The organism is Bacterioplanoides sp. SCSIO 12839 (genome assembly GCF_024397975.1).
Lineage (GTDB): Bacteria > Pseudomonadota > Gammaproteobacteria > Pseudomonadales > Oceanobacteraceae > Bacterioplanoides.
The window spans coordinates 1085823-1108939 of sequence record NZ_CP073745.1 but is presented as its reverse complement, the minus strand read 5'-3'; the positions used below and the strand labels follow the sequence as shown (position 1 = coordinate 1108939).

Here is a 23117-nt window from a genome sequence, read left to right as displayed (position 1 = left end):
TAAACAATCAATAAGTTATCAATTCTGATAAATATTTAATTGGCATTCATAATGCTCAAAGCCTGTTATCCGGAATTCCCCGGTATCTATAACAGGAGTTTGTTATGAGTGACCAAACGTTAATTAATTCACCAACACCTGCTGTAATCCAAAAAAATAATAATGCAGTAAATCATCAGGTTCCCTTTCAGGATGCATCCATCGATATCTGGGAACAAAAGTATTGCCTTAAAGACAGCCATGGCATTGCTGTGGAGTTTTCCATCCAGGACACCTTTGAGCGGGTTGCCCAAGCCATTGCTGCTGTCGAAAAAACACCGGAGTTACAACAGCACTGGTTAAATAAATTTCGTTGGGCGCTGGAAAATGGCGCAGTGCCAGCCGGGCGAATTATTGCCAATGCGGGAGTCACCCAACATAAAGCAGCCACGTCAACCGTCAACACCACGGTATCAGATCAGTTAGAAGACTCGATGGATCAGGTGTTGTCTAAAGTACAGGAAGCCGGACTGACGCTAAAATCCGGTGCTGGCATTGGTTACGAGTTTTCGACGTTACGTCCACAAGGTAACTTTGTGCATGGCAGTGGTGCCGAATCGGCCGGCCCTCTGGCGATTATGGATATCTTCGATAAAGTCTGTGCCAATGTTTCCTGCGCCGGCGGTAAGCGGGGTGCCCAGATGGCAACGCTGGATGTCAGCCACCCGGATGTACTCGGGTTTATCAAAGCAAAACGCGAAGATGGCCGCTTACGTCACTTTAACTTATCACTGCTAATTACTGACGAATTTATGAACGCGGTAGCCAGTGATTCAGAATGGCCACTGGTTTTTCCGATCAGTCAGCAAGAGCAGGAAAACTCTCCGCTTGATCTTAACGATCCACAGCAGATTGTGTGGAAATACTGGCCGGTTGAAGACGATTATTTTTATAACGAATATGGCGAGGTTGCCTGTCGTATTTACCGTACTATTTCGGCAAAAACATTGTGGAATGTGATTATGACGTCCACTTACGATTATGCCGAGCCCGGTTTTATTCTGATTGACCGCGTCAACGACATGAATAACAACTGGTTTTGTGAAAATATCCGTGCCACCAATTCCTGTGGTGAACAGCCTCTGCCTTCTTATGGTGGCTGCTTATTAGGGTCAGTGAATTTAACACGGTTTGTTGAGCAGCCTTTTACCTCACAAGCAACGTTTAACTGGCAGGCCTTTAAAGAAGTCGTCAGTGTATTCACACGTATGCTGGATAATGTGGTTGAAATTAACGGCTTACCTTTATCCGCTCAGGAGCATGAACTATTACGCAAGCGCCGCCATGGCATGGGTTACCTGGGTTTAGGTTCAGCGATTACCATGTTGGGAATGAAATATGGCGATGCGGAGTCGCAAGGTTTTACTGAAGAAGTCACCCGCCAGATGGCTTTGATTGGCTGGCAACAAGCGCTGGAGCTGGCAAAAGAAAAAGGGGCTGCTCCGCTAATGAACGAAACCTTCACACTGACCCCTGAGCACTTTGCTCAACGAGCCGAGTTAAAAAAAGACGGCTATCAGGTAGGTGATACCTTGTCTGGCAAAGTGTTGCACAGCAAATACAGCCGCTATATGCAGCGCATTCGTGAACAGGCACCCGAACTGGTAGACGAACTGGCAAAAGTCGGGGCACGCTTTACTCACCATATGTCCATTGCTCCAACCGGAACCATCAGTCTGTCTTTGGGCAATAACGTCAGCAATGGCATCGAACCCAGCTTTGCTCATCATTACGCCCGCAATATTATTAAACCGGGCCGTAAGACCAAAGAAAAAGTCGATGTTTTTTCGTATGAACTACTGGCCTATCGTGCACTGGTGAATCCACAAGCCATGCCTTATGACGAGCAGCATCCATTACCTGAATATTTTATTACCTCCGACAGTGTTACCCCCAAACAACACGTCAATATTCAGGCCGCCGCTCAGAAGTGGGTGGATTCAGCCATTTCCAAAACCGCCAACGTGCCTACGGATTTTCCTTTTGAAGAATTTAAAGGCATTTATCGTTATGCCTATGAACAAGGCCTGAAAGGCTGCACCACCTTCCGCTTTAACCCTGAAGTATTTCAGGGCGTTTTAGTGAAAGAAGAAGACCTGGAAAACACACTGTATCGCTTCACACTGGATAATGGGGAAGTTATCGAAGTTAAGGGCAACGATATGGTTGAGTACGAAGGCGAAACCCACAGTGCAGCGAATTTATTTGATGCATTAAAAGAAGGTTATTACGGCAAGCTGTAATTTACCCGATACCTTAAGGAGAAGAATGATGACGATTAAAATTAATAATGGCATTGTGAAGTTTGAGCTGGTGAACCCGGAAAAAGAAGCAAGACCTGAAGAAAGAAAAACATCTGACAAAGAAACAACACTTAAAAAAGAAACATCACCGGAAGTTAACACGCACCAGGAAATGCCAGCACGTCCTGCCGTATTAAGCGGAAAAACCTATGAAATTCATAACCAGCAACAGACTGTTTTTATCACCATTAACGATCAGTTGATGGCCGACGATCAGCAACGTCCTTATGAAATCCTGATCAATACCAGCCAGGCACAGGGTTATAGCGGATTAACGGCCATTGCCCGACTGAGCAGCCGATTATTACAACAGGGCGTTGCGCTGGCGGATATTGCCGATCAACTGGGTGATATCTTTGATCCAACCGGTGGTTTTACGGAAGCGTCTGGTGAGGCTCACAGTTCACTGGTTGCGGCTATTGCTCAGCGCTTAAAGCAGCATCAGGCTGAGTAGTATTTTTAGCCAAAGCAGTAACTTCAGAGCAAATAAAATCCCCACGATATCGTGGGGATTTTATTTAAAGATCAGTAGTAGTAATAGAGAGAAACCTGTACATAATCGTCCTGAATAAAACGGTAACTCAGGTTTTCTGGTGTTGCTGAATGAAACAACAGACCTTCAATATTCAATTTGATGCTATCTCCCAACCGGGTTTCTGCTTCCAGCAATAAGCTGCGAGTCGCCTGGTCGTCCAGATCCTGGCTCATACCAAACAACACTTCCGTTGATTCAGCATCATTCAGTGTTAACCGCCCTCCCATAAATACATCATTCTGGCCCAACACCAGAGTGGCATCATCACGGGAGTCGTACTGATATTCCGCCAAAGCCCCAAGGTCCCAACCACTTTCTGCCAGATCATAAAAGGTGTATTCAAAACCTCCGGTTAAAGCGGTAAAACTTTCGGCTTCAACCCCGAGATTGCCGTAGTCTGATTCAATTTTATCTTCATCAAAGCTGCGATAAATGGTTTCCAGTTTCCATAACCAGGAATCCAGCGTGGCCTGTAAATCAAACCCCACCTGATCAATCAGCACATATAAAGGCGCCAGACTGTCAGGTTGGAATGTTTCATCAAACTGGGGCACAAACAAAGGATCACGGCTGGTGCCTTTAAAATAAGACAAGCCTAAGTCGTAATCGCCTAAGGTATGAGCCCAGCGAAGAGCAACATCAATATGCTGAGCTTCGTCATCCGACTGATACAAGGCATCGTCAGCATCAATGTCCAGAGGCAGACGAAAACGTCCGTCTTCTCCGGCAAAGGTACGCTCACGAAAGCCGGGCAGGATAAACGCATCAATCAGGCCCCAATCCCGTATCAGCGACATTTTTATCATCGGCTGTCCCAGCTTTTCTTCACCATCCGGCGCTTCGACAAAATCGGTCTGATTGACGATATCCACCAGGTGCTGAGATTCGGTCACGCCCCAGAATACTTTGCTGATACCGGCTTTTAATTCCCAGTCATCACCATACGTCAGCCAGGAGGCTTCGCGGATATCGGCATGGCTGCGTTCATCGTCTTCGTTATCCAGTCGCCCAAAAGCTTTAAATACCAGCTGGTGTTTACCGTCTTCGGTCTCCCAGGCAAATTCCGGCTCCGCACTGATGCTGAACTGATGCCGTGCCTGTTCAACGTCGCTGGTATTGTATTGCCCGGCATTGGGAAACTCGCGCCACTCAGCGCCTACATTACCGCTGATATCCACGGCCATCGCGGTACTGGCTGTTGATGACAGAATAAACCAGACCGCCAGTTTATTAGTTAACGTCATTCTGGGACCTCATTCGTCTAAACTTGCTGCTCTAACCTTGATATAACTTTTTATAAAACCGGTGCTGAAAAACTGATTAACGCGCACGTTTCAGCGTGGCTTTATTAAAGTCGGAGTCTTTCAGGCCTGTTTTAAATTCCAGACTCAGGGTTTTTAAGTCGGTGCTCTTTTTGGTCTGGTGATTCACCATCAGCATCGTTAACGGACGCCAGTATTGATCCAGGTATTGCTGATAATCGGCAAAGGTCAGGGTTTTTAATAACGATTTTTTGCGATCATAAAATTCCACTTTCTGAGCACGAAACTCTGTTTTATCCAGCCATACAATCTGGCGGGTGTAACCGGAATATTTATCCGTTGGAATCTGCTCAACCTTGTAACAATCCAGTCCGTTGACGGATTCTTCACCCAATAACGTAAACTGATATTTTTCCAGTTCAAAGGAACTGAGATCTTCATAGGAAAATTCGCTGCCCATAAACGGGCCGGATTTATTGCGTGAGGCAATCCGTTTTACCCGCTTTAATGCTGGCAGGTACAACCATTGGTCATCCGCTTTATTCACATGAGAAAAACTCAGAAACGCAGTGCCTTTCACGTCGCGCGGCTGATCAAAAATGGTGAGACCTTTATCTCCATCGTTCTGCACTTCCAGGCTTTTCATCCGCATCTCACGGACACTTTCTTCACCCTGAGCATTGCGCAACGTCATGATGACGCTGGACTGAGAATCCTGCCAGCCAGAGTCCCGCTGTTTGCGCTCAGCGGCTACCGCATAGCCCTGCTCTTGTGGTGACTTACCTTCCAGTTCAAGAGCCTGCAGCCAGGATGTGCTAAGCAGTAACGATACGCTGAGCAGTGGCAATACGGCACTGGCCAATGGTTTAATCAGTTTCATAGTGAGTACCCTGTTTATTATTAATTTATGAATGAGAAACAGCTTTATCGCTGCTTTGTCCGGCAGACAGTTCACGCTTATCCGCCACCAATAAAAAAGCTGGCAGGAATAAAAAGTCTACCAACAGCGCAATAAAGATAATCAGTGCGGTGGCCAGCCCCATATCCGCATTCATACGGAAAGCCGACAACGTCAACAACGAGAAGCCTACACACAGCACCAACGTGGTGATAACAAGCGCACGCCCAACGCTGGAAAAGGCATAACGAACGGCGGCTTCAGTATCCATCCCCTCGACCCGGGCACGTTGGTATTTCGATAAAAAGTGCACGGTATCATCAACGATGATGCCCAGTGTCATGGATACCACAATGGATAAACCCAGGTTGATCTCACCTGAAATTAACGCCCAGATACCAAACCCAACCGCAGCAGGCATAATATTCGGAATCAGGCTGATCACCCCCAAACGCAGGGATTTAAGAGCAACCACCAATAAGCCTGAAATCAGAAACATTGCCACCACCATGCTGATTAACATGCTATCCATATTGGTTTCGCCAATATGCGAAAACATCAGCGTTGGGCTGGAGCCCGCCAGGCGGTATTGCGGTGCACGTTGTGCAAACCATTCCAGTGCCCGTTGTTCTAATGCAACGTATTCTTTACTACCCAGATTTTTTAGTGTGCTAACCACCTGAGTCGATGATTTATCAATATTCAGCTGATTGTTTAAATCCAGGCCATAAGGCAACGACATCTCGTACATCAGCAGATATTGCGCCGTTAACTCTCGTTCTCCGGGCAGTTGATAGTAGGATTCATCATCCGCATTCATGCTTTTATTCAAGCGTTTGATGGTATCGGAGATGGTTGCCACATGGTCCACTTCCGGCTGCTGACGTAACCATTGACTGAAGTCTTCGACCACCTGTAAAAATTCGGGGTTGCTGATACCATTACTTTCATCACTGTAAAGCGCCCAGTTGATCAGTGACATACCCGAGATCAGTTCTTCCTGCTTATCCACTGACTGGCGGAATTCTGTCGAGGTATCAAAATATTTTGTGGCTTCATCATTAATCTGGTTTTGTGGTATCAGAGCGGCAAAACCGAGCATGATAATTCCGGTTACCGGCAACAACACTTTGTGATGTGTGACGACCCAATCGGAAAAGCGCTCCATACCTCCCTGGTGTTCTGGCGCTACGGTCACACGCATCGGCAAGACCCGCAATAACGCTGGCATAATCGTCACGGAAAAAACAAATGCCAGCATCACACCAATCGCACATAACTCACCAAAGTCAGCCAATACCGGAGATTCTGAAAACATCAGGGTAATAAAACCGATTGCGGTGGTAGCACTGGTGATAAAAACCGGCATCAAATTCAGCTCCATGGCAAATGCCACGGCTTCTTGCTGTGACTTTCCCTGGCGCATTGCAAACTGGGTGGACGCAACAATATGTACACAGTCCGCCACCGCCAGTGTCATCACCACAATGGGCACATTAATGGTACCAGTGGATAGAAAATAACCTAACCAACCGCCCAGCCCCATGGTCGCAACAATGGTTAGAATAATGACCGTCAGTGTGGCCAGCATCGCTAAAACACTGCGTAACAAAATGGCCAACATCAGAATAATGGCCAGAAACATCAAAGGAATCAGCGTCGACATATCCTTCTGACCTTCCGTGGCGAAACTGTAATTCATCAGGATAACGCCGGTATGATAGAAGTCTGCGGTTTGGTATTGCTCAGCAAAACGATTGGTCAGCTGCTTGGCAAACTCCGTAATTTCGACCACTTCCTGGGTATTATTTTCTTTATCCGGTAGCTGCACGGTAATGTTAACAACCGCAACACGGCCATCTGCCGATACCAGGCGATTAACTAAATGTGGCTCTGACGTTGAAACGTCTTGTGCGCGCTGAATTAATGGCTGATCAATCATATCCAGCTCAAGAATCAGATCTTCAACGATCAAATCGTCTTCTTCAGCCCAGGTATGCTGATAGTTGGTGATCGAGTCGACACGACTGGAATAAGGGGTTTGCCAGGCTTCGTCCGTCAGCTCTTTAATTTGCGCCATCATAGCTGGCGTAAATACCGATCCGTCTTTAGGAACCACAATAATTGAGACATTATCGTTTTTATTAAATAACCGCTGCATTTCTTCAAAGGCAACCAGCTGGGGAAATTCTTTTTCAAAAAAGACTTTATAGTCCCCGCGGAAATATAAATTTTTCCCACCAATCGCTGCGCCAATCCCTAATACCAACACCAATAAAATGGTGATCCAGGGGTGACGTATAACAGAGTTCAACCAGATGTGCTTCATGCATGTACCTCCCTTAATGATTTAACAATCAGATATTATTTTTATGATGATGTTGAAAATGATCGGCAATACGTTGCCAGCTGGCAGCATAATCCCAATCGGACGACAACGGCTGCCAGCCAATACCATCCAGCAACAGGTTGATATTGTTCAGCAATAAAAACTCATGATCTAAACGTGAAACCGCGGTGGCATCAGACGCCGAACTGGCGAGTGCCAGGCTGCCAAAAGACATTGCCCAGTTTGCAAATGTCAGGGTCTCAACGCCGAGATCATCGCGCTGAATTTCTCCGGCCTTAAACGCCTGATGAAACATAGAGTCACTGAACGCATTAATTTTCTGTTCCAATTCATCCAGCTGACAAATGCGTGATTCGGATGTTTTTTCACGGACGCCGGGCGCTTTACCGGTTAATACCACCTGAAACAAGGTTGGATGAATTCTGGAATAAAGCTGGTAACAATAGTGAATGGCCAGGGCTTTTTCCCGACCAGAGCCCTGAAAAGCATAAGCCTGCTCAAACAGCTTTAACATCGAGGTCACAGCACGACAGCACAACGCACTGAGGCAATCTTCCTTACTGCAAAAATGGTTGTAAATGGTGCCTTTGGAATAAGCCGAGCGGCTGGTGAGCTTCTCCAGCGTGAGTGAGCCGGGTCCTTGCTCGGCGATAATAGCAATCGCCAGATCCACCAGCTCCTCTTCTCTGGCGAATCGTTTTTGTTCTGCTTTGCTTAACTCGGTCATGCTGGCTTCCATTACAAACGGATCGAATGACACAAAAACAGCACAAGAAAAATGCAAACAAGTGACGATCCGTCATTTTTGACGAATCGTCAGACTAGAGCAAAAAACAGTCAATGGGAAGTGTTTATTTCACCACCGGATAAGCCAGCTCTCCCCAACTCTCATCTGCCGCTGACAACATGATATCAATGATGATCGGCATCAACGTCATTAACAGCGCAGCGCCATCTTCGACCTGCTCACGGTTAACCTGACTCTGATAAGTCGCGCCACCACCAACCACCTGATGATGCAACACCTGCAGACGATCGAGCACGATGCCCAATAGCTCAGGCACTTTTTGACGGCTCAGATAATTCAGTGCGTCTACCGATGAGCGATCAAACATGGCTTTCCAGTCATCATTACCTTCTCGTAATGATTGCCAGAAAGGAGCGTACACATAAGGGTTTTTAATCAGCGCTTTTACCGGGCCAGAATACTGATGCCACAGGCAGTGATAAATTTTCTGATCCTGATCGTGTGCCACCAGCTGTCGAATAAACTGCCGGAAAACAGCTTGATCAGCCAAAGAAGCCGGATCATCAGTTGCAGTAGTCACAGAGGTTACAGAGCCTGCAGCAGACACACTGCAAGCCGCAAAACTGATCCAGGCAGAAATAAACTGCATGTCAGCATCAAGTGTTTGCTTTTCGGCGGCTTGCAGCCAGCTTAAAGCCCGATGTAAACGAGTGGAGTGCAGCTCATTAAACAGATCACGCTGATGACGTAATCGTTGTTTCAGCGCGGCAAACGACAGTTCGCCTGATTCATCCATAGTCACACTCCTATTTCAAACCCCAGCCTATTTCAAACCTCGGCCAGCTTAAGCACAGCAGCCTGAATGGTCATCAAAATCGATCGCCATATAAATTGAAGCGCGCGGGAATTGGGCCGGGTAAGCAATATAATAATGAGTGTTTTCTTCAATCGGCCACCAGCAAGCAGCCGCACGCGGAACATCATCCAGATTCACACGCTCGACACAATATTGCAGCTGCATGGCTTCCGTCTCAGGGAAACTCTGCGCAAAATATTCAGGAAAACCTTCCTGAGCTGTGTCTAATTTATCTTCAATTTGCAACGCCTGAAGTTTTTTCTTCCAGCTTTCGTCCTGGCTGACATCCACCAGAAAATCACCTAAATAATTGGTGTGACGCTTTTTAATAACTCGTTGGTTAGCCATATCTAAATCTGCACTTTTATTAAATGTTATCTTATTCAGCGCAATACGATGGTGTTTTAGCCGCCGTCCCGAAGGCACGTCCATGTGCCTGCCGGACTACCGCAACATCCTGTTGCTGCTTAAAAACACCATCGCATTCCACTGTTACTATTTCGATTAAATTGATTTTACCAGGGCAATTGCTGGCCATTGGAATGCCAGAATCCACCTGTATTTTCCAACGACAGCTCATCAATACGCTGAGCCAGCCCTTCTGCTGCTTGCTCCGGGGTGATATCGCCATTAAAGCCAACCATACGGGTCTGTACAAACCCCGGATGTAACTGAGCAACAGCAATACCTCGTGGTTTTAAATCCATCGCCAGGCTTTTACCCACCGCATTTAAAGCTGCCTTAGATGCTCGGTAGCCGTAATAGGCGCCAGAAGTATTATCTTCTAACGACCCCATGCGACTGGTGATATTGGCAATTTTGCTGCCCTCACCCATTAACGGTAATAAAGCATGAGCAATCATCAGTGGTGCGATGGTATTCACTTCAAACTGCTGACGAATACTGTCAGCATCCATGTTATCGAGGGTCTCATTCTGAAAGATGCCAGCATTGTTAATCAGCACATCGATTTTGCCTTCCACCAGCTCGGCCAGAATGGTCTGCAAGCCTTCTGGTACCTGTTCATTGGTTACATCAATGCCACTGATGGTTTGATCGGCGATATCTTCAATTTCATCACCCGCTTCACGGCAGATGGCCGTTACCAGGTCGCCACGAGCGGCATACAGCTTAGCCAGCTCCAGGCCAATACCCCGGTTAGCACCGGTAATCACTACATTTGCCATGTTTTTCTCCGCTTAGAGGGTCATTTATCAAAGGCGCTTCGGAATAATTCAGTGCCCAGGCTTCATAGTATATAGGGTTTTATTTCGCCATCGTTTGTTTATCTTTAAAGTCCACTTCTCTGCCCTGCAAACGACTGGAGACAATATAGTGCTGCCCTGCCCGGCCAAAGCGCTGCAGTTTTTTATCAAGCACAGGGCAGAAACGACTGACCAGATCAGTAACAAACACAAACGGCGCCTGTAATGCCGGCAATATTTTTAATCCGTAGGTGCTGGGTAACTGCAAGGCTTTACGAATATCGCCCGGAATAAAAAAGCCGGAATACACACGATGCAGCCAATACACAAATGTCTGATACCAGCCGCTGCCCGGCACTTCACGAAAAGCTTTCAGATAAGATGCCGCCAGTTCCAGACTGTCTTCATCCGGGTTAATACGGCTGGAAAGCGCGACCATATAAAGCCAATCAACCGCTTCGGCTTTGGTTTGTGGCAACATCTCATCATTATCCCCCATCAGGTAACCCGCATAACGCCATAAATGTAATACGGCTTCAATGTCGTCATCCGGAAAACGCCAGCCTAACATCTTGCATCCCAGAACCATCAACATCGAAAAGGCCACATTGGTGGCTAAGGCGTCTCCCTGATTAATCGGCAATCCCCATTCAGCCGAATTCCAATCCGGGTGCTGCAATAAACGACGGCGAACCAGTGCATGCATAACACGCACACGAATCGCCGAGTTGTACCCTTTTGCGTGTACCTCAAGACCACCTGGCGTGGTGACGTCGTACCAGAATGAGGTGGTTTCCGACACCCGATCAAACGAGCTGTTACCATTTAACGCCCCGGTAAAGGCTAACGGCTTGGCGATATCCGAATTGGCATAACCGCCTAATAATGCCAGATCTCCTAGCGCATACATGGCATGACGACCCAGGCGATGAATCACTCGGCAGCCACGCTGGAGTTTGTGCCGGTCTAACCAGTCGGGTTGTTGCTCAGCCCGCTGTAGCAGTGCAATAAATTCGGGGACTTCATCCCCCGGCAAGGACTCATGGCCTTGCTCTAAACCCTGTGACAACCATTGCATGCCACGCGCAGCTTTGTGTTTTACAAACAGCTCATCAGCAACGGCATCCCCCGTTTCATCACACTGCAGATACGACTGCGCAAACCGTTGCACCAAGTCATCATCCGGGTTGGGCGTATGGCCAAACAGCAGCTTAAAACCCCAGCGAATTTTAGTCGCACGCCAGGTGTTCTTTTGTTGTTGGTAAACAAATCGCGTCGGGATCTCAGGCATCAGTCATGCTCAGATACAAATAAGTCACAATAAAAAAGCCGCACAGGGTGCGGCTTAATCATCAGTAGCAGGCGATAACCCTGACGTTACAGGGGCCAGGCCTTAAAAATGCTTTAAGAAGCAAATTGCGCGGTCATCAGTTTGAGGCGCTGCTGCTGCATTTTCAACGAATATTCCAGCTCTTTATAACGGGTACGCAGAGCCGCTTTTTCCCATTTCTCAGCCAATGAGCGTTTGGTTTCTGCATACTTAACGGTCTGTAATTCAGTCCATTCATTCAGCATCACCTTAAACTCATCGTATTCTTTCTCCAGCATCGCTGCCCACTGCTCCAGTTTTGCTGGATCTTTGCTTTGAGCGTTCGCCAGTTTTTCCTGAGCACGCTGGAATTGCATCTTCAGCTGTGCACGTTTGATTTTAATATCCGGAACCACTTTCAAATCCCACGTCAGGCCAACCCATGAACAGGCTTTGATAAACCACTTGGTTGGGTCCCAGTGGAACCAGCGAATGCCATTGCGGTAATCGTTCTGAAAAATATGGTGGTAGTTGTGATAACCCTCACCGTGGGTCAGGAAGGCAAAAAACGCATTATCACGGGCGGTGTTTTTATCCGTATAAGGCTGTGAACCCCACTTGTGTGCAATGGAGTTAATAAAGAAAGTAATGTGGTGTGCCACCACAATACGCAAGAAGCCCGCTAACAGCAGCATGCCCCAGATGTTGTCAAACAGGATGCCCAACAACAGCGGTACACCAATGTTCATGCCCAATGCAATTGGCGCGTAATATTTGTGCTGCCACATCACAATCGGGTCTTTCATCAGGTTTTTAACGTTATCAAAGTTCACTTCGCCACTTTTGTATTTGCGCAGCATCCAACCCATGTGAGAGAACCATAAGCCACGCTTGGCGGAATAAGGGTCAAGCTCCACATCATCACAGTAGCGGTGATGAACACGGTGGCCCGAACTCCACGACAAAATACTGTTTTGGAATGCCATGGCTCCCCACAAGGCGTACCAGATACGTAAGCTCCAGTGCGCCTGATAAGCATTGTGAGACCACAAGCGATGATAACCCCCCGTGATTGCCATGCCGGTCATCCAGGTAATGACCACACAGGCCACCCAGGCCGAAGTTTCATACCCGTATGCGATACCATACCAGGGCACCAGCGTCAGTGAGACCAGCGTGGTCACACTGAACATAATCACAGGCACCCAGTTCAATGGTGGCTTTTCAGATTCAATATCGCGTTTTTGTGTGGCGTTATTATCGTTGTTCATCGATGTTCTCAAGTAGCGGTAACAAAGCGTGTGCGCATCATACCCGATTATGTCCTGTTCGGCATGAGCCAGGTCATTATCAACCGGCGCCTCTGGCCAGTTTTTGCACAAGTTGTTTCAGGTTAGGCCAGTTTGATGACAGAACGAAGTGCAACAGACGACGCAGTAACTGACTTTCTATAATCCTTTCCATTAAGGAATAATTCACCATCTTTATAGGAAACAATCGTTTTTTGCCTTTTTATTCATTCCGGAAGGGAACTTGTGGCCACAAAGTGGTCTGAACAAAAAAACACCAACAACCAAGGATATGACGATGCGCCTGATACTCCTGTTTTTACCGCTGCTGGCGGTATATTCGACCGCACATGCCGACTGGCAACTGAATAATGCCCGCTCAGAGCTCAGCTTTGTGGCAACCAAGGATGCACGCGTCGCCGACAACCACTACTTCACTCGCTTATCAGGCTCCGTCAGCAGCTCCGGAGAAGCCGAACTGCTGATTGATACCGCCTCGGTAGAGACAAACATCGCCATTCGTGATCGTCGTTTGCGCAATATTTTGTTTCGTATCGCTGAATACCCGCAAGCCAAGGTGAACCTTTCCGTTCGCGCCGGGCTGCTCAAACCTCAGCCTGCTGGCAGCGTTCAATACACCAACGTTAATGCGCAATTATTTATGGTGGGTGCGACTCAGCTTCAGACCGCCCGCCTGGCGATCTATCACCTGGCGGATGGCGCGGTTGAGGTCAGCACCATTGAGCCAGTTCTGGTCGACAGCGAAGACTTTGGCTTATTACCCGCCGTTAACCAGCTGCGTGAAATGGCTGGTCTAAAAAGCCTGACCATCAAAGTGCCTGTCTCCTTCCGGCTTGTGTTTGAACCGCTGTAAATAAAGAACGGTTGGTGTTTGAGCCGGAGCCACTATAGAGGCTCCGGCTCTGTTCGTTCTTGCCCGCTCTCCCTATTGGTGATAATTTCAACACCACTGCAATCGAAATAGTGTGCGCGCACGCTTTTCTGGAAGGGAATTATCTTGCTAAGGAAGGTTTCAAAATGAAGTCCGTTAGTTACAGCCATAAGCTCGAAAAGTTCTCGCAAATATATCAGGCACGTGCACGAATAAACTGTTAGGCATAATCAGAGAGATTAGCATGGAAATACCATCAACAATTTACATAGGCGCAGGAGCCATTATTGCAGCGATAATTACAGGGGTAATCTCATTCATCAATTTGATAGGCGCCAAAGATCAAAAAACATCAGAGTTTAGGCAGCAATGGATTGATGAACTCAGATCGGATGTGTCGGAATATCTAGCTCGCGTAATGTCGATTTCAACAAAAGCCGAACTTTATAAACAAATTCACGCCGGGAAGCCTCTTACAGCCAAGATTCTTAGCAGTTTCTCATCTGAGATATCTGATGATCTTTCTAAGTCATCTCGGCTATACCATTCAATAGAGCTACGATTAAATAAAGTTGATGATAAAGAACTCCTGTCAAAGCTCTCTTCCATTGAAAGTCTTTTCGACAATACAATTAAAAATCTTTCAGATGTCAAAAAAGTTGACTCATTAATAAAGGCAACAATTTCTGATACTCAGGACCTTTTAAAAAAGGAATGGAAAAGAGTAAAAAGAGGAGAGCCTTCTTTCTATATTACGAAGTATGCTTCTGCCGTAATATTAATAGTTTCTATTGTTGGGCTTTGGGCAATATCTAATAGTTACATAACGGTATCTATTAATAGCCTAACAAATCAATCAAGTACGCCCGCTGAAAAACGCGGCCCGGACGGCTAATGCCGCCGCTTATTCAGGCGTTATGTGTATGAGAGTATTCTGTAGTTGGAAGTAATAATTTTCGTAGGAATCGTAGCTTTATTAGCGTGTCTTTCGGCAGGCCCGTGTTTGCTTGTCTGGTCATTGTCAGCTAAGTGTCTTCCTGAAAAGTATTACCTTCCACCTATCAAAATGACGTCTGTATGCGTGGTTCTATCTTTAGTTACTGCATACGCCATTAATTTTGAGCTTGAGGGCGGCGGCATATCCATTCTCATGGCAATCCTATTCCTATCAACTATTTGGTCGGTTATTTTGTTGCCAACATCTTTGGTATTTAAATTTATTATTGAACGGTTTTTCCATGAAAAAACACATAACAAGCCGCTCAAATACGTTCCGACCACAAAAAGCGTGGCCTCCACCGGACTCGCTAACGCTCGCCGTTTAGCGGGGCGTTATATGGCAAGTGAGCGATGAAAAGACTGTTTACTATCTTTACCGGCTTTGTACTGGTCTTACTTACAGCCTATACGTATTGGTTTCACTCGGAAGCTGCTTGCGATAAAAGAGAAGGTTTATGGGCAGTAAATGGCTCTTATTGTATTGAAAGAGATTGCTATGAATCAGGCACTTGTGGAAAGAGATCTAATCCTGCACACGAATGCTCAGAAGTAGAAGTTGGAGCGACTATTTCAGAAGTATATTTTAAGCTAGGCCAGCCAAATAAGATGGCGAATGATGTTTATTTCTGGCCTGCATACAAGGTGGGCTCTGGAGAAGTACGTGGGGAAATTATTAATGGCATATTGCAGTCTTTGGAATGCAGCGCCATATAACAATGCGCTCAAACTTAGGACGCAGTAAACTGCGCCGCTTAGCATGAGCGTTAAATTGATATGGTCATATTTGTAGCAACCCGAGAGGGTTTTAAAGAACTCGAATCAGTTATCCTTACAGGCGAACACGCTGTGTGGATTGGAGCAGATGTGCTTTCTGATAAAGAGTTAGAGTCAGTTCGAGACGCAGGAGTTTACGTCACGAATTTCTTATATGTGGTAGATCTAAACAATAAAGATGTCGTGGATGCAGCCTTAGAAGATATAGCGCTACATCACCCTGATGAAAGAGTGTGGCTAGAATGGTTGCCTTAAAATTTAACAAGTGCATGTTGCCTCAGCCACTGCGTGGCTTGGACGGTTTTTCCGCTCGTTCCTCGCTACAAAACCGCCACAAATGCAGGCGTTAAGTGTAAGGCAGATAATGAACTTCGAAGCGCACTATGAAAGAGAAGGTACTACTGGCTGGCCCATAAAGTCATGGGAAGATGCCAATAAACTTTTGAGCTATCAAAAGGCTGAAGGCCCTTCATTTACAGTTTTTACCATCAAGAATGGAAGTTATGTCCAGTGTGCTGGGGGCAAAAAGCGCCTCGTCGTAGAGGCCCGAGTATTTGAAAGCAGTGGAGGCTACAAACATTACCGCTTTGGCAAAGGTCAGTCTGTAGGTGATGATGAGGTCGTTGAGTGCAATTGCGGACCAATTACAACCGACGCATCTCAAGTTCTAACAATGAAAGACGCACGCCTGATCATCAGGCACTTTGTAGAAAACAATGGCGAAATAATTAGTAAGTACTATGCAAATGATATTACCCATAATTTCGCGTAAACACTTAACAAGGCCAGGCACAATCGCCCCTTCGGGGCTGGACCTCCGAACTGCGTGCTCCGGCCTGTGCTGGCGGCGTTAAGTTTCACGAAGCATTGGAGCTACGATGAAGATCTTGAAGGTCATATATCTTATTGCATCAGGGCTATCCTTCCTTCTTGTGTGCGGTTTGACTTTGGCACTCACCTATTCTTTTAGTCCGCTTAGCGCACCTAGCAGTCGAGATTCTGTATTTGTATTAAACCATGGGAATATAGTAACTGAGCAAGATTACAGCCTGATCTATAGCCAGCAATCTCTCCCAGTTTTTAATGGTGATCACTTAGATTACTATTGCATTCAAATAGAGAAGTTTGAATTTCAGCGCCCGACGGAGGGTGAGTGGGTATATGGTCTAGAAGATAACCACATATTCAGTCAGGCTAGAGAGTTAGCCGCGCAATCAGGAAAAATTGATAAGTGTTTTAGTGGTGAATCAAACCCTGAATCAAATGATGTTGCCGCTAAGATATGGTCAGTTGATACAACTAGAAAGCACGTTGAAGGGGCTGTTGTAATTATGTATCACAAAATAACCAAACGTGTTCTGTACGTCACATTTCAAACTTAACAAAGCCTGCCAGTATGGACGTGCTAACGCACGCCCATACTGGCAGGCGTTAGAGGGAAACTGAGATTTGAGTGAATACCAAATAACAACTATTCGGCAAATTTGGATTGTACTGCCGTTTTTGCTCTTTGTGAGCGGCACCTATTGGCATTCATCGCAATCTTTAATTAAGTCAGCGCATGGCATCCTTATTCTGCTGGCTTTTGGTTATGCGGTATGGGTAAGTGAACTTACAGAGTTTGGCCCGCCTTTTAAATATTATGCGCCAATGTATGTTTTGCTTATTGCAGGTTTAGTCTCAATGGCCTTTTCATTTAAGACATTTATTGGCAAAAAATGGGTGCATCTCGTTCATGGGCTTACATTGTTGTCAGCCTTCCTTGTTTGGTTCGTTGGCTCAATGGCTATAGCACATGACTGGATTTAAGACCTCTAACAAGGCGTTGTTGTCGCCTTCGGCTAGGACGCGCTAAAGCGTGCCCCAAAACTTTGCGTTAAATACCAGTAATAGCAAAATCAATCGATGCAACAATCTCATCTCTAAAGTGACCCAAAGAACCAATTGGGTCTTTAAGTTGAGACGATGGCATAGAAGCAATTTGTGGTGTTAGCAGTAAAAGTTTTTCACCTTCATATTCGATATCTGGTGTTAACCCCTGCATCTGTTCATTTTTGAAATGACTCAGCCTGCCAAGAGGTATGACCATTCGCGTTGCTAGATCAGAAATAAGCTCATGTTGGATATCAACAATATAAGGGCAGGCTTTTGCATATGACGGCTAGGTTTTTTATTGACGTCAAATTGAGTCATCAAAAAGACCTGAACTCATCACTAAAACAGCCATTTTCTTCAACAAAATCATTATATGCTTTTATGGCATTTTTATTTTCGCTGGCCCAATTTTTCGACTCGTTATCAGCAAGCTTCTCTTTGAGACACTGTTCCAGCGTGGCTGACAAGTTAATGTTTAACGCCTTACTTTTAATTAGTAAGTCACTGTTCAGGCTAAGGTTTGTTGCCTTTTTGGGTGCATTTATGTCGTATAGAGATTGCATTTTTACATCCTCAAGATAATACAAAACACACTATGCGCATCAGAATGCGCACTGTAAAGAGAGCCATTTAACAAGCGCCTGCCACTACTATCCCCTACTGCGGACGCGGCAAAGAAAACAAATCTCCCAGAGCTGCATATTCAGTTCCGCCTAAACGGGCAACCGGGTCGAGCTGTTCAGCCGACACCGTCAATCGGCCATTAACCTCTTGAGCAACGGTATCATCTAACCAGGCACGCTCAATCTCCAGGAATACAATATGTTGTGGTGCCGGCCCCAGTTCCACCACTTGCTGCAGGCGACACTCAAACGCCACCGGTGCGCCCTCTATCCGGCCGATATTATGTTCACCAAACGTTTCTACCTTAAGCCCCAGTTTTTCCACCTCGCTTTCATCGTCTGCCAAGGTAGCCGCACTGCTGTTTAGCGCCTCTAACTGTGCCATCGAAGCGATATGCAACACACAGCGCTGACTGCGTTGTAAGTTGGCAAAGGTATCTTTGCTTTGTTCGGCGGATTTATTGCCAATCGACACCACCATGGTGGGCGGATTGGAACAAACCGGAGCAAAAAACGAAAAGGGAGCTAGATTTTTTTTACCGTTTTCCTGCTCGGTCATGATCCACGCAACCGGGCGCGGCAGCACCGTCTGTACCAGGCAGTGATAAATCTGAGTCGGGGTCATATCAGAAAAGTCGAGATTCATATCAGCGTTCTTTTTTTGGTTATTTAATGCTGCTCTTTTTAACACTTTTAGCGCACAAAAAATTCATGGCGCACTGAAATTTGCCACAATCCAGTTACACAAAGTTACAGTTTGAATGCCTAATATCGCTCTCATGTTCCAAAGAACAATAACAATATCGACATTCCTATAAATTAAATCCCCCATTTTTACCGGGTTGCCAGCAATATTGAATAACCATTCAAGACAAACATAAATGTAACACTTTGTATCCAATGTTTGGCATTGCCTCTGCAACAGTGGTTCTGGAAGAAAGTACTTTTGAACACTTAAAAGCAAAATCCAGGAGAACTGTCTATGACGCCTACAGAGATGGAAGCGCTGAAAAGCGCTTTTGAAATGCACCAGGCGATGAATATCGAGGTGTTTTACTGGTGGTGTACCGCCATCATGTTTTTGATTCATGCTGGCTTTTTAGCCTATGAAATTGGTGCTTCGCGGGTAAAAAACGCGTTGGCATCCGGCATGAAAAATATTCTGACGTTATCGGTCATTATTCCCACCTTTTATTTCTTCGGTTGGTGGATTTATAACGCCTTCCCGAACGGCTTTATTCCGGTAGAAGCCAGTGCAGCCTTGCCCTGGTCTACCAGTATGGGGCCAGATGCCAAAGACATGGGCACGGGTATTTTCTGGGCGGCGTTTGCGCTGTTTGGTGCAACCACAGGCTCCATTATGTCGGGTGCCGTGATTGAACGTATTCGCTTAAGTGCCTACCTGATTCTGACCATTGCCGTTGGTTCTGTGCTGTGGATTCTCGCCGCTGCCTGGGGCTGGCACCCAGACGGTTGGTTAACCGGTGTATTGGGTTACCACGATGTGGGGGCATCCGGTGTGGTTCACGCAGTTGCAGGTTTCTTCTCTCTCGGTGTGTTAATGAATCTGGGGCCACGTATTGGTAAATACGTTGATGGCAAAGCCATGGCCATTGTGCCGCACAGCATGCCGATGGCATTGATTGGCCTGATGCTGATTATCGTTGGTTTCTTCGGCTTCCTGGGTGGTTGCATCATCTTTAACGGCGGTGAAACCGGCTGGACCACGATTTACAACAACCCAACCAACCTGTCGGCCTTTGCCTTTAATACCTTAATGGGTTTTGCCGGTGGTGTGATTGGTGCTTACCTCACTTCGCGTGAACCCTTTATGACCATGTCGGGTGGCCTGGCAGGCATTATCACCATTGCAGCGGGTCTGGATCTGTATTACCCGGGCCTGACCTTTATGCTGGCGGTATTTGGTGGCGCGACTATGCCTCTGTTTGGCAAATTCCTGGAAAGCAAAGGCATTGATGATGCCGTAGGCGCCGTTGCCGTACACGGCTGGTGTGGTGTGCTGGGCGTGGTATTTGTTGGTTTGTTTGCCTCGGGTTACCCGAACGTGATCGAAGGTGCACCTGAGATTAACTTCACCGGCCAGCTGGTGAGCGCTGCGATTATGGTGGCACTGGGCTTTATCCCGGGTTACCTGATTTCTTTCGCGCTGAAGAAAATGGACATGTTGCGTGTACCACCAGAGGTTGAAGCGAAAGGTCTGGATCTGGTTGAAATTCCAGCCGTGCCTTACCCGGAAACCGTACCAGCACAAGACATTATATCTGGTACCACGCCAGCGACTGAAAACCTGACCCCAGCCGCTAACTGAGTTTATCCATCACAATAAGATGCCCGCTGATTCAGCGGGCCAGGAGAGTAATATGAATTCATCACCATTAACCAGCTGGGAAGGTGTCAGCGCGTATTTCACCTTTGCTGACAACCCGGTTGTTATTGGCGCGCTGTGCATTGGCGCCATTGCTGTGTTCTGTGGCTTTATGGGGGCCATTATTAAGCACGAAAACGACAGTTTTGATCAGCATAAAGACTGATTAAATCGGTTACCCATCGGAGCCTCAAGGCCGCATCCCTGAGGCTCTGTTACCTGACCTTTCACACGAAAATAAAACACCATGAGTTATCAGATTGCACTGGGACAACAGCAGTATCACTTTGCCGATTTAAAAACCCTGATGGCCAAAGCCACACCCTTACGTTCGGGCGATTGTCTCGCAGGGGTTGCTGCCACGGATGAACAGGAGCGTATTGCCGCCCAATTAACCCTGGCACAAGTCCCTTTAAAAACGTTTTTACAGGAAACCGTGATTCCCTATGAAGACGATGAAGTAACCCGGTTAATTATTGACGAGCACGATGCAGAAGCGTTTGCCATCATCAGCCATTTAACCGTGGGCGATTTTCGTAACTGGCTATTGAGCGAACAAGCCGATACTCAAACACTGCAACATTTGTCTCCCGGCTTAACGCCAGAAATGGTCGCTGCCGTCAGTAAAATTATGCGCATTCAGGATTTAATTCTGGTTGCCAGAAAGTGCGAAGTGGTCACGCAGTTTCGCAATACGATTGGTTTAAAAGGCCATTTATCCACACGCCTGCAACCGAACCATCCAACCGACGACCCGGCCGGAGTTGCCGCATCAGTGCTGGATGGTTTGTTATACGCCAATGGCGATGCCGTGATTGGTATTAATCCGGCCAGCGACAATATTGAAACCGTTTGTACGCTGATGACCATGCTGGACGATGTCATTCAGCATTATGAAATTCCCACCCAAAGCTGCGTATTAACACACGTAACCACCCATATTGAAGCCATTAACCGTGGCGCACCGGTGGATTTAATTTTTCAGTCAATTGCCGGTACCCAGGGCGCTAATGAATCCTTTGGCGTCAGTCTGGATATTCTGCAACAAGCCTATGATGCCGGAAACAGCTTACAGCGTGGCAGCGTGGGTAATAATTTTATGTATTTTGAAACCGGCCAGGGAAGCGCCCTGTCGGCCAATGCGCATCATGGTGTCGATCAACAAACCTGCGAAGCCAGAGCTTATGCCGTGGCCCGACAATTTAATCCTCTGCTGGTGAATACCGTTGTCGGATTTATTGGCCCAGAATATTTATACAACGGCAAACAAATTATCCGCGCCGGATTAGAGGATCATTTTTGTGGCAAATTATTAGGCCTGCCGATGGGCTGTGATATTTGTTACACCAACCACGCCGAAGCGGATCAGGATGATATGGATATGCTACTGACTCAATTCGCTGCGGCGGGAGGCACCTTTATTATGGGCATCCCCGGCTCTGACGACATTATGCTGAATTATCAGACCACCTCATTCCACGATGCGTTATACGCCCGTGAGGTTTTAGGATTAAAACCGGCACCGGAATTTGATGCCTGGCTGAAAAAAATTGGTATTTTTGATCAGTACAATCAGCTGGCGTATCAAAACAAAAAAGTCCCTGCCGCATTCCAGCATGTATTAAGGTAAGGAGAATAAAATGCACAACGATTTTATTCACGAAAACCCCTGGCAAGCACTGAAGCGCTACACCGATGCCCGTATTGGTTTAGGCCGGGCTGGCGTGAGTTTAACCACAGAAACACATCTGCAATTTCAGCTGGCCCATGCCAAAGCACGCGATGCGGTTCATTTACCACTGGATTTTGCGCAACTGAGCCAATCATTACGTGAGATGCTTGGCACTGAAGTATTATTAAAAGTACCGCTATTTCAGGTCAAAAGTCAGGCGCAAAACCGGGCCATGTATTTACAACGTCCGGATTTGGGTCGTTTGCTGGAAAGCAAAGACCAATTAACCCTACAACAATGGCGTCGCGATAATCCGGCAGAGTTTGATGTCGCCTTTGTTATTGCTGATGGTCTGTCATCCGCTGCGGTCGCACACCATGCTGCTCCGATGCTGCAAAGTATCACCTCAGCACTGGCCGGCACCGCATTAACAACCGGGCCAGTTGTAATGGCAGAGCAAGGTCGGGTGGCGATTGGTGATCCGATTGGCGAAGCGTTAAAAGCGCGTTTGTTGGTGATGTTAATTGGCGAACGTCCCGGGTTAAGCTCACCCGATTCACTCGGCTGTTATTTCACTTACCAACCTCAGAGTGGCAAAAATGATGCACACCGTAATTGTATATCCAATATTCGCCACGAAGGTTTGAGCTATGAAGAAGCGACGCACAAATTATTGTATTTAATGCTGGAAGCTGACAAACGTCAGTTATCGGGGGTGAGTTTAAAAGACGAATCGGATAACGGCACCTCTGCGTTATCGTCCAGCCCAACCAATTTATTATTAGAAAGCGGCATTCAATGAATCCGTGTCGCTGGATGGAGTTTGTATGAAAAATATATCTGTTGTACTCAAGCGTACCTTGTTTTATCCGTTATTTTTAATGTTATCCAGCGGCTTTTTTCTGTTGGATTGGCGCGGTTTTGTGCCGTTAGGGGTTGCCGTTTCGATTGCACTGGCCGTGCATCTTGCTGTAAACGGTTATGATGTTTGGAAGGCCAAAAAGGCATCTTAGCCGGATTTAAGGTGCTTTCTACAAGCCTTATGCCAGGGCCAGGAATTTACTCTTGCCCGCTTTCACCGTTGATGATAGTTTCAACACCA

27 protein-coding genes are annotated in these 23117 nt (G+C 46.7%); 15 read left to right on the top strand and 12 right to left on the bottom strand.

From position 1 onward, the window contains the following. Positions 1–104: 104 nt before the first annotated feature. The gene (locus tag KFF03_RS05190; protein WP_255859417.1) at positions 105–2282 is read left to right on the top strand and encodes an adenosylcobalamin-dependent ribonucleoside-diphosphate reductase; all 2178 of its coding nucleotides are present in this window, start codon (positions 105–107) and stop codon (positions 2280–2282) included. Between the two features lie 25 nt (positions 2283–2307). Beyond that, positions 2308–2796: a hypothetical protein gene (locus KFF03_RS05185; RefSeq protein WP_255859415.1), complete on the top strand. Its 489-nt coding sequence runs from the start codon at positions 2308–2310 to the stop codon at positions 2794–2796. 71 nt (positions 2797–2867) lie between these two features. Here the strand turns inward: KFF03_RS05185 and KFF03_RS05180 are convergent, their stop codons facing one another. From KFF03_RS05180 to KFF03_RS05140, 9 genes are all read right to left on the bottom strand, one after another. Then, on the bottom strand, positions 2868–4121 hold the full coding sequence (locus KFF03_RS05180; protein ID WP_255859413.1) for a hypothetical protein: 1254 nt from the start codon (positions 4119–4121) through the stop codon (positions 2868–2870). A 76-nt stretch (positions 4122–4197) separates the two neighbouring features. After that, complete coding sequence (locus KFF03_RS05175) at positions 4198–5019, bottom strand: outer membrane lipoprotein-sorting protein (protein WP_255859411.1); 822 nt, start codon at positions 5017–5019, stop codon at positions 4198–4200. A gap of 25 nt (positions 5020–5044) precedes the next feature. Beyond that, positions 5045–7366 (bottom strand): RND family transporter, encoded by a 2322-nt coding sequence (locus KFF03_RS05170; protein WP_255859409.1) that lies wholly within the window; start codon positions 7364–7366, stop codon positions 5045–5047. 28 nt (positions 7367–7394) lie between these two features. After that, positions 7395–8114, bottom strand: a complete 720-nt coding sequence (locus tag KFF03_RS05165) for a TetR/AcrR family transcriptional regulator (RefSeq protein ID WP_255859407.1) — start codon at positions 8112–8114, stop codon at positions 7395–7397. A 124-nt stretch (positions 8115–8238) separates the two neighbouring features. Further along, entirely contained in the window at positions 8239–8931 is a 693-nt protein-coding gene (locus KFF03_RS05160; RefSeq protein WP_255859405.1) for a hypothetical protein, read from the bottom strand. 48 nt (positions 8932–8979) lie between these two features. Beyond that, entirely contained in the window at positions 8980–9339 is a 360-nt protein-coding gene (locus KFF03_RS05155; RefSeq protein WP_255859403.1) for a hypothetical protein, read from the bottom strand. A gap of 167 nt (positions 9340–9506) precedes the next feature. Continuing rightward, positions 9507–10178 (bottom strand): SDR family oxidoreductase, encoded by a 672-nt coding sequence (locus tag KFF03_RS05150; protein ID WP_255859401.1) that lies wholly within the window; start codon positions 10176–10178, stop codon positions 9507–9509. Between the two features lie 79 nt (positions 10179–10257). After that, positions 10258–11487, bottom strand: a complete 1230-nt coding sequence (locus KFF03_RS05145) for an oxygenase MpaB family protein (protein WP_255859399.1) — start codon at positions 11485–11487, stop codon at positions 10258–10260. 113 nt (positions 11488–11600) lie between these two features. After that, positions 11601–12776, bottom strand: coding sequence for a fatty acid desaturase (locus KFF03_RS05140; protein ID WP_255859397.1), 1176 nt, complete (start codon positions 12774–12776; stop codon positions 11601–11603). A 316-nt stretch (positions 12777–13092) separates the two neighbouring features. On the opposite strand from KFF03_RS05140, the gene KFF03_RS05135 reads away from it, so the two are divergent. From KFF03_RS05135 to KFF03_RS05100, 8 genes are all read left to right on the top strand, one after another. Continuing rightward, entirely contained in the window at positions 13093–13668 is a 576-nt protein-coding gene (locus tag KFF03_RS05135; protein ID WP_255859395.1) for a YceI family protein, read from the top strand. 262 nt (positions 13669–13930) lie between these two features. Continuing rightward, on the top strand, positions 13931–14581 hold the full coding sequence (locus KFF03_RS05130; RefSeq protein ID WP_255859393.1) for a hypothetical protein: 651 nt from the start codon (positions 13931–13933) through the stop codon (positions 14579–14581). Between the two features lie 108 nt (positions 14582–14689). Then, a complete protein-coding gene (locus tag KFF03_RS05125; RefSeq protein ID WP_255859391.1) occupies positions 14690–15040 on the top strand; it encodes a hypothetical protein in 351 nt (116 codons plus the stop codon). Then, positions 15037–15399, top strand: coding sequence for a hypothetical protein (locus KFF03_RS05120; RefSeq protein WP_255859389.1), 363 nt, complete (start codon positions 15037–15039; stop codon positions 15397–15399). The genes KFF03_RS05125 and KFF03_RS05120 overlap by 4 nt, the downstream gene beginning before the upstream one ends. 60 nt (positions 15400–15459) lie before the next feature. Further along, positions 15460–15714, top strand: coding sequence for a hypothetical protein (locus KFF03_RS05115; RefSeq protein WP_255859387.1), 255 nt, complete (start codon positions 15460–15462; stop codon positions 15712–15714). 109 nt (positions 15715–15823) lie between these two features. Beyond that, positions 15824–16231, top strand: a complete 408-nt coding sequence (locus KFF03_RS05110; protein WP_255859385.1) for a hypothetical protein — start codon at positions 15824–15826, stop codon at positions 16229–16231. 106 nt (positions 16232–16337) lie between these two features. Then, positions 16338–16841, top strand: coding sequence for a hypothetical protein (locus KFF03_RS05105; protein ID WP_255859383.1), 504 nt, complete (start codon positions 16338–16340; stop codon positions 16839–16841). Between the two features lie 67 nt (positions 16842–16908). Continuing rightward, positions 16909–17268, top strand: a complete 360-nt coding sequence (locus KFF03_RS05100) for a hypothetical protein (protein ID WP_255859381.1) — start codon at positions 16909–16911, stop codon at positions 17266–17268. Between the two features lie 67 nt (positions 17269–17335). Here the strand turns inward: KFF03_RS05100 and KFF03_RS05095 are convergent, their stop codons facing one another. The 3 genes from KFF03_RS05095 to KFF03_RS05085 form a co-directional block, all read right to left on the bottom strand. Next, complete coding sequence (locus KFF03_RS05095) at positions 17336–17569, bottom strand: CcdB family protein (protein ID WP_255860844.1); 234 nt, start codon at positions 17567–17569, stop codon at positions 17336–17338. A gap of 82 nt (positions 17570–17651) precedes the next feature. Beyond that, positions 17652–17897, bottom strand: coding sequence for a type II toxin-antitoxin system CcdA family antitoxin (locus KFF03_RS05090; protein ID WP_255859379.1), 246 nt, complete (start codon positions 17895–17897; stop codon positions 17652–17654). Positions 17898–17991: 94 nt separating this feature from the next. Next, a complete protein-coding gene (locus tag KFF03_RS05085) occupies positions 17992–18603 on the bottom strand; it encodes a flavin reductase family protein (protein WP_255859377.1) in 612 nt (203 codons plus the stop codon). Positions 18604–18939: 336 nt separating this feature from the next. Here KFF03_RS05085 and KFF03_RS05080 point away from each other — a divergent pair, with 336 nt between their 5' ends. From KFF03_RS05080 to KFF03_RS05060, 5 genes are all read left to right on the top strand, one after another. Further along, on the top strand, positions 18940–20286 hold the full coding sequence (locus KFF03_RS05080) for an ammonium transporter (RefSeq protein WP_255859375.1): 1347 nt from the start codon (positions 18940–18942) through the stop codon (positions 20284–20286). Between the two features lie 52 nt (positions 20287–20338). Further along, entirely contained in the window at positions 20339–20509 is a 171-nt protein-coding gene (locus KFF03_RS05075) for a hypothetical protein (RefSeq protein WP_255859373.1), read from the top strand. An 81-nt stretch (positions 20510–20590) separates the two neighbouring features. Beyond that, positions 20591–21973 (top strand): ethanolamine ammonia-lyase subunit EutB, encoded by a 1383-nt coding sequence (locus tag KFF03_RS05070; RefSeq protein WP_255859371.1) that lies wholly within the window; start codon positions 20591–20593, stop codon positions 21971–21973. A gap of 10 nt (positions 21974–21983) precedes the next feature. Continuing rightward, the gene (gene eutC / locus KFF03_RS05065) at positions 21984–22817 is read left to right on the top strand and encodes an ethanolamine ammonia-lyase subunit EutC (RefSeq protein WP_255859369.1); all 834 of its coding nucleotides are present in this window, start codon (positions 21984–21986) and stop codon (positions 22815–22817) included. 25 nt (positions 22818–22842) lie between these two features. Then, on the top strand, positions 22843–23028 hold the full coding sequence (locus KFF03_RS05060) for a hypothetical protein (protein WP_255859367.1): 186 nt from the start codon (positions 22843–22845) through the stop codon (positions 23026–23028). The last annotated feature ends 89 nt before the right edge of the window (positions 23029–23117 follow it).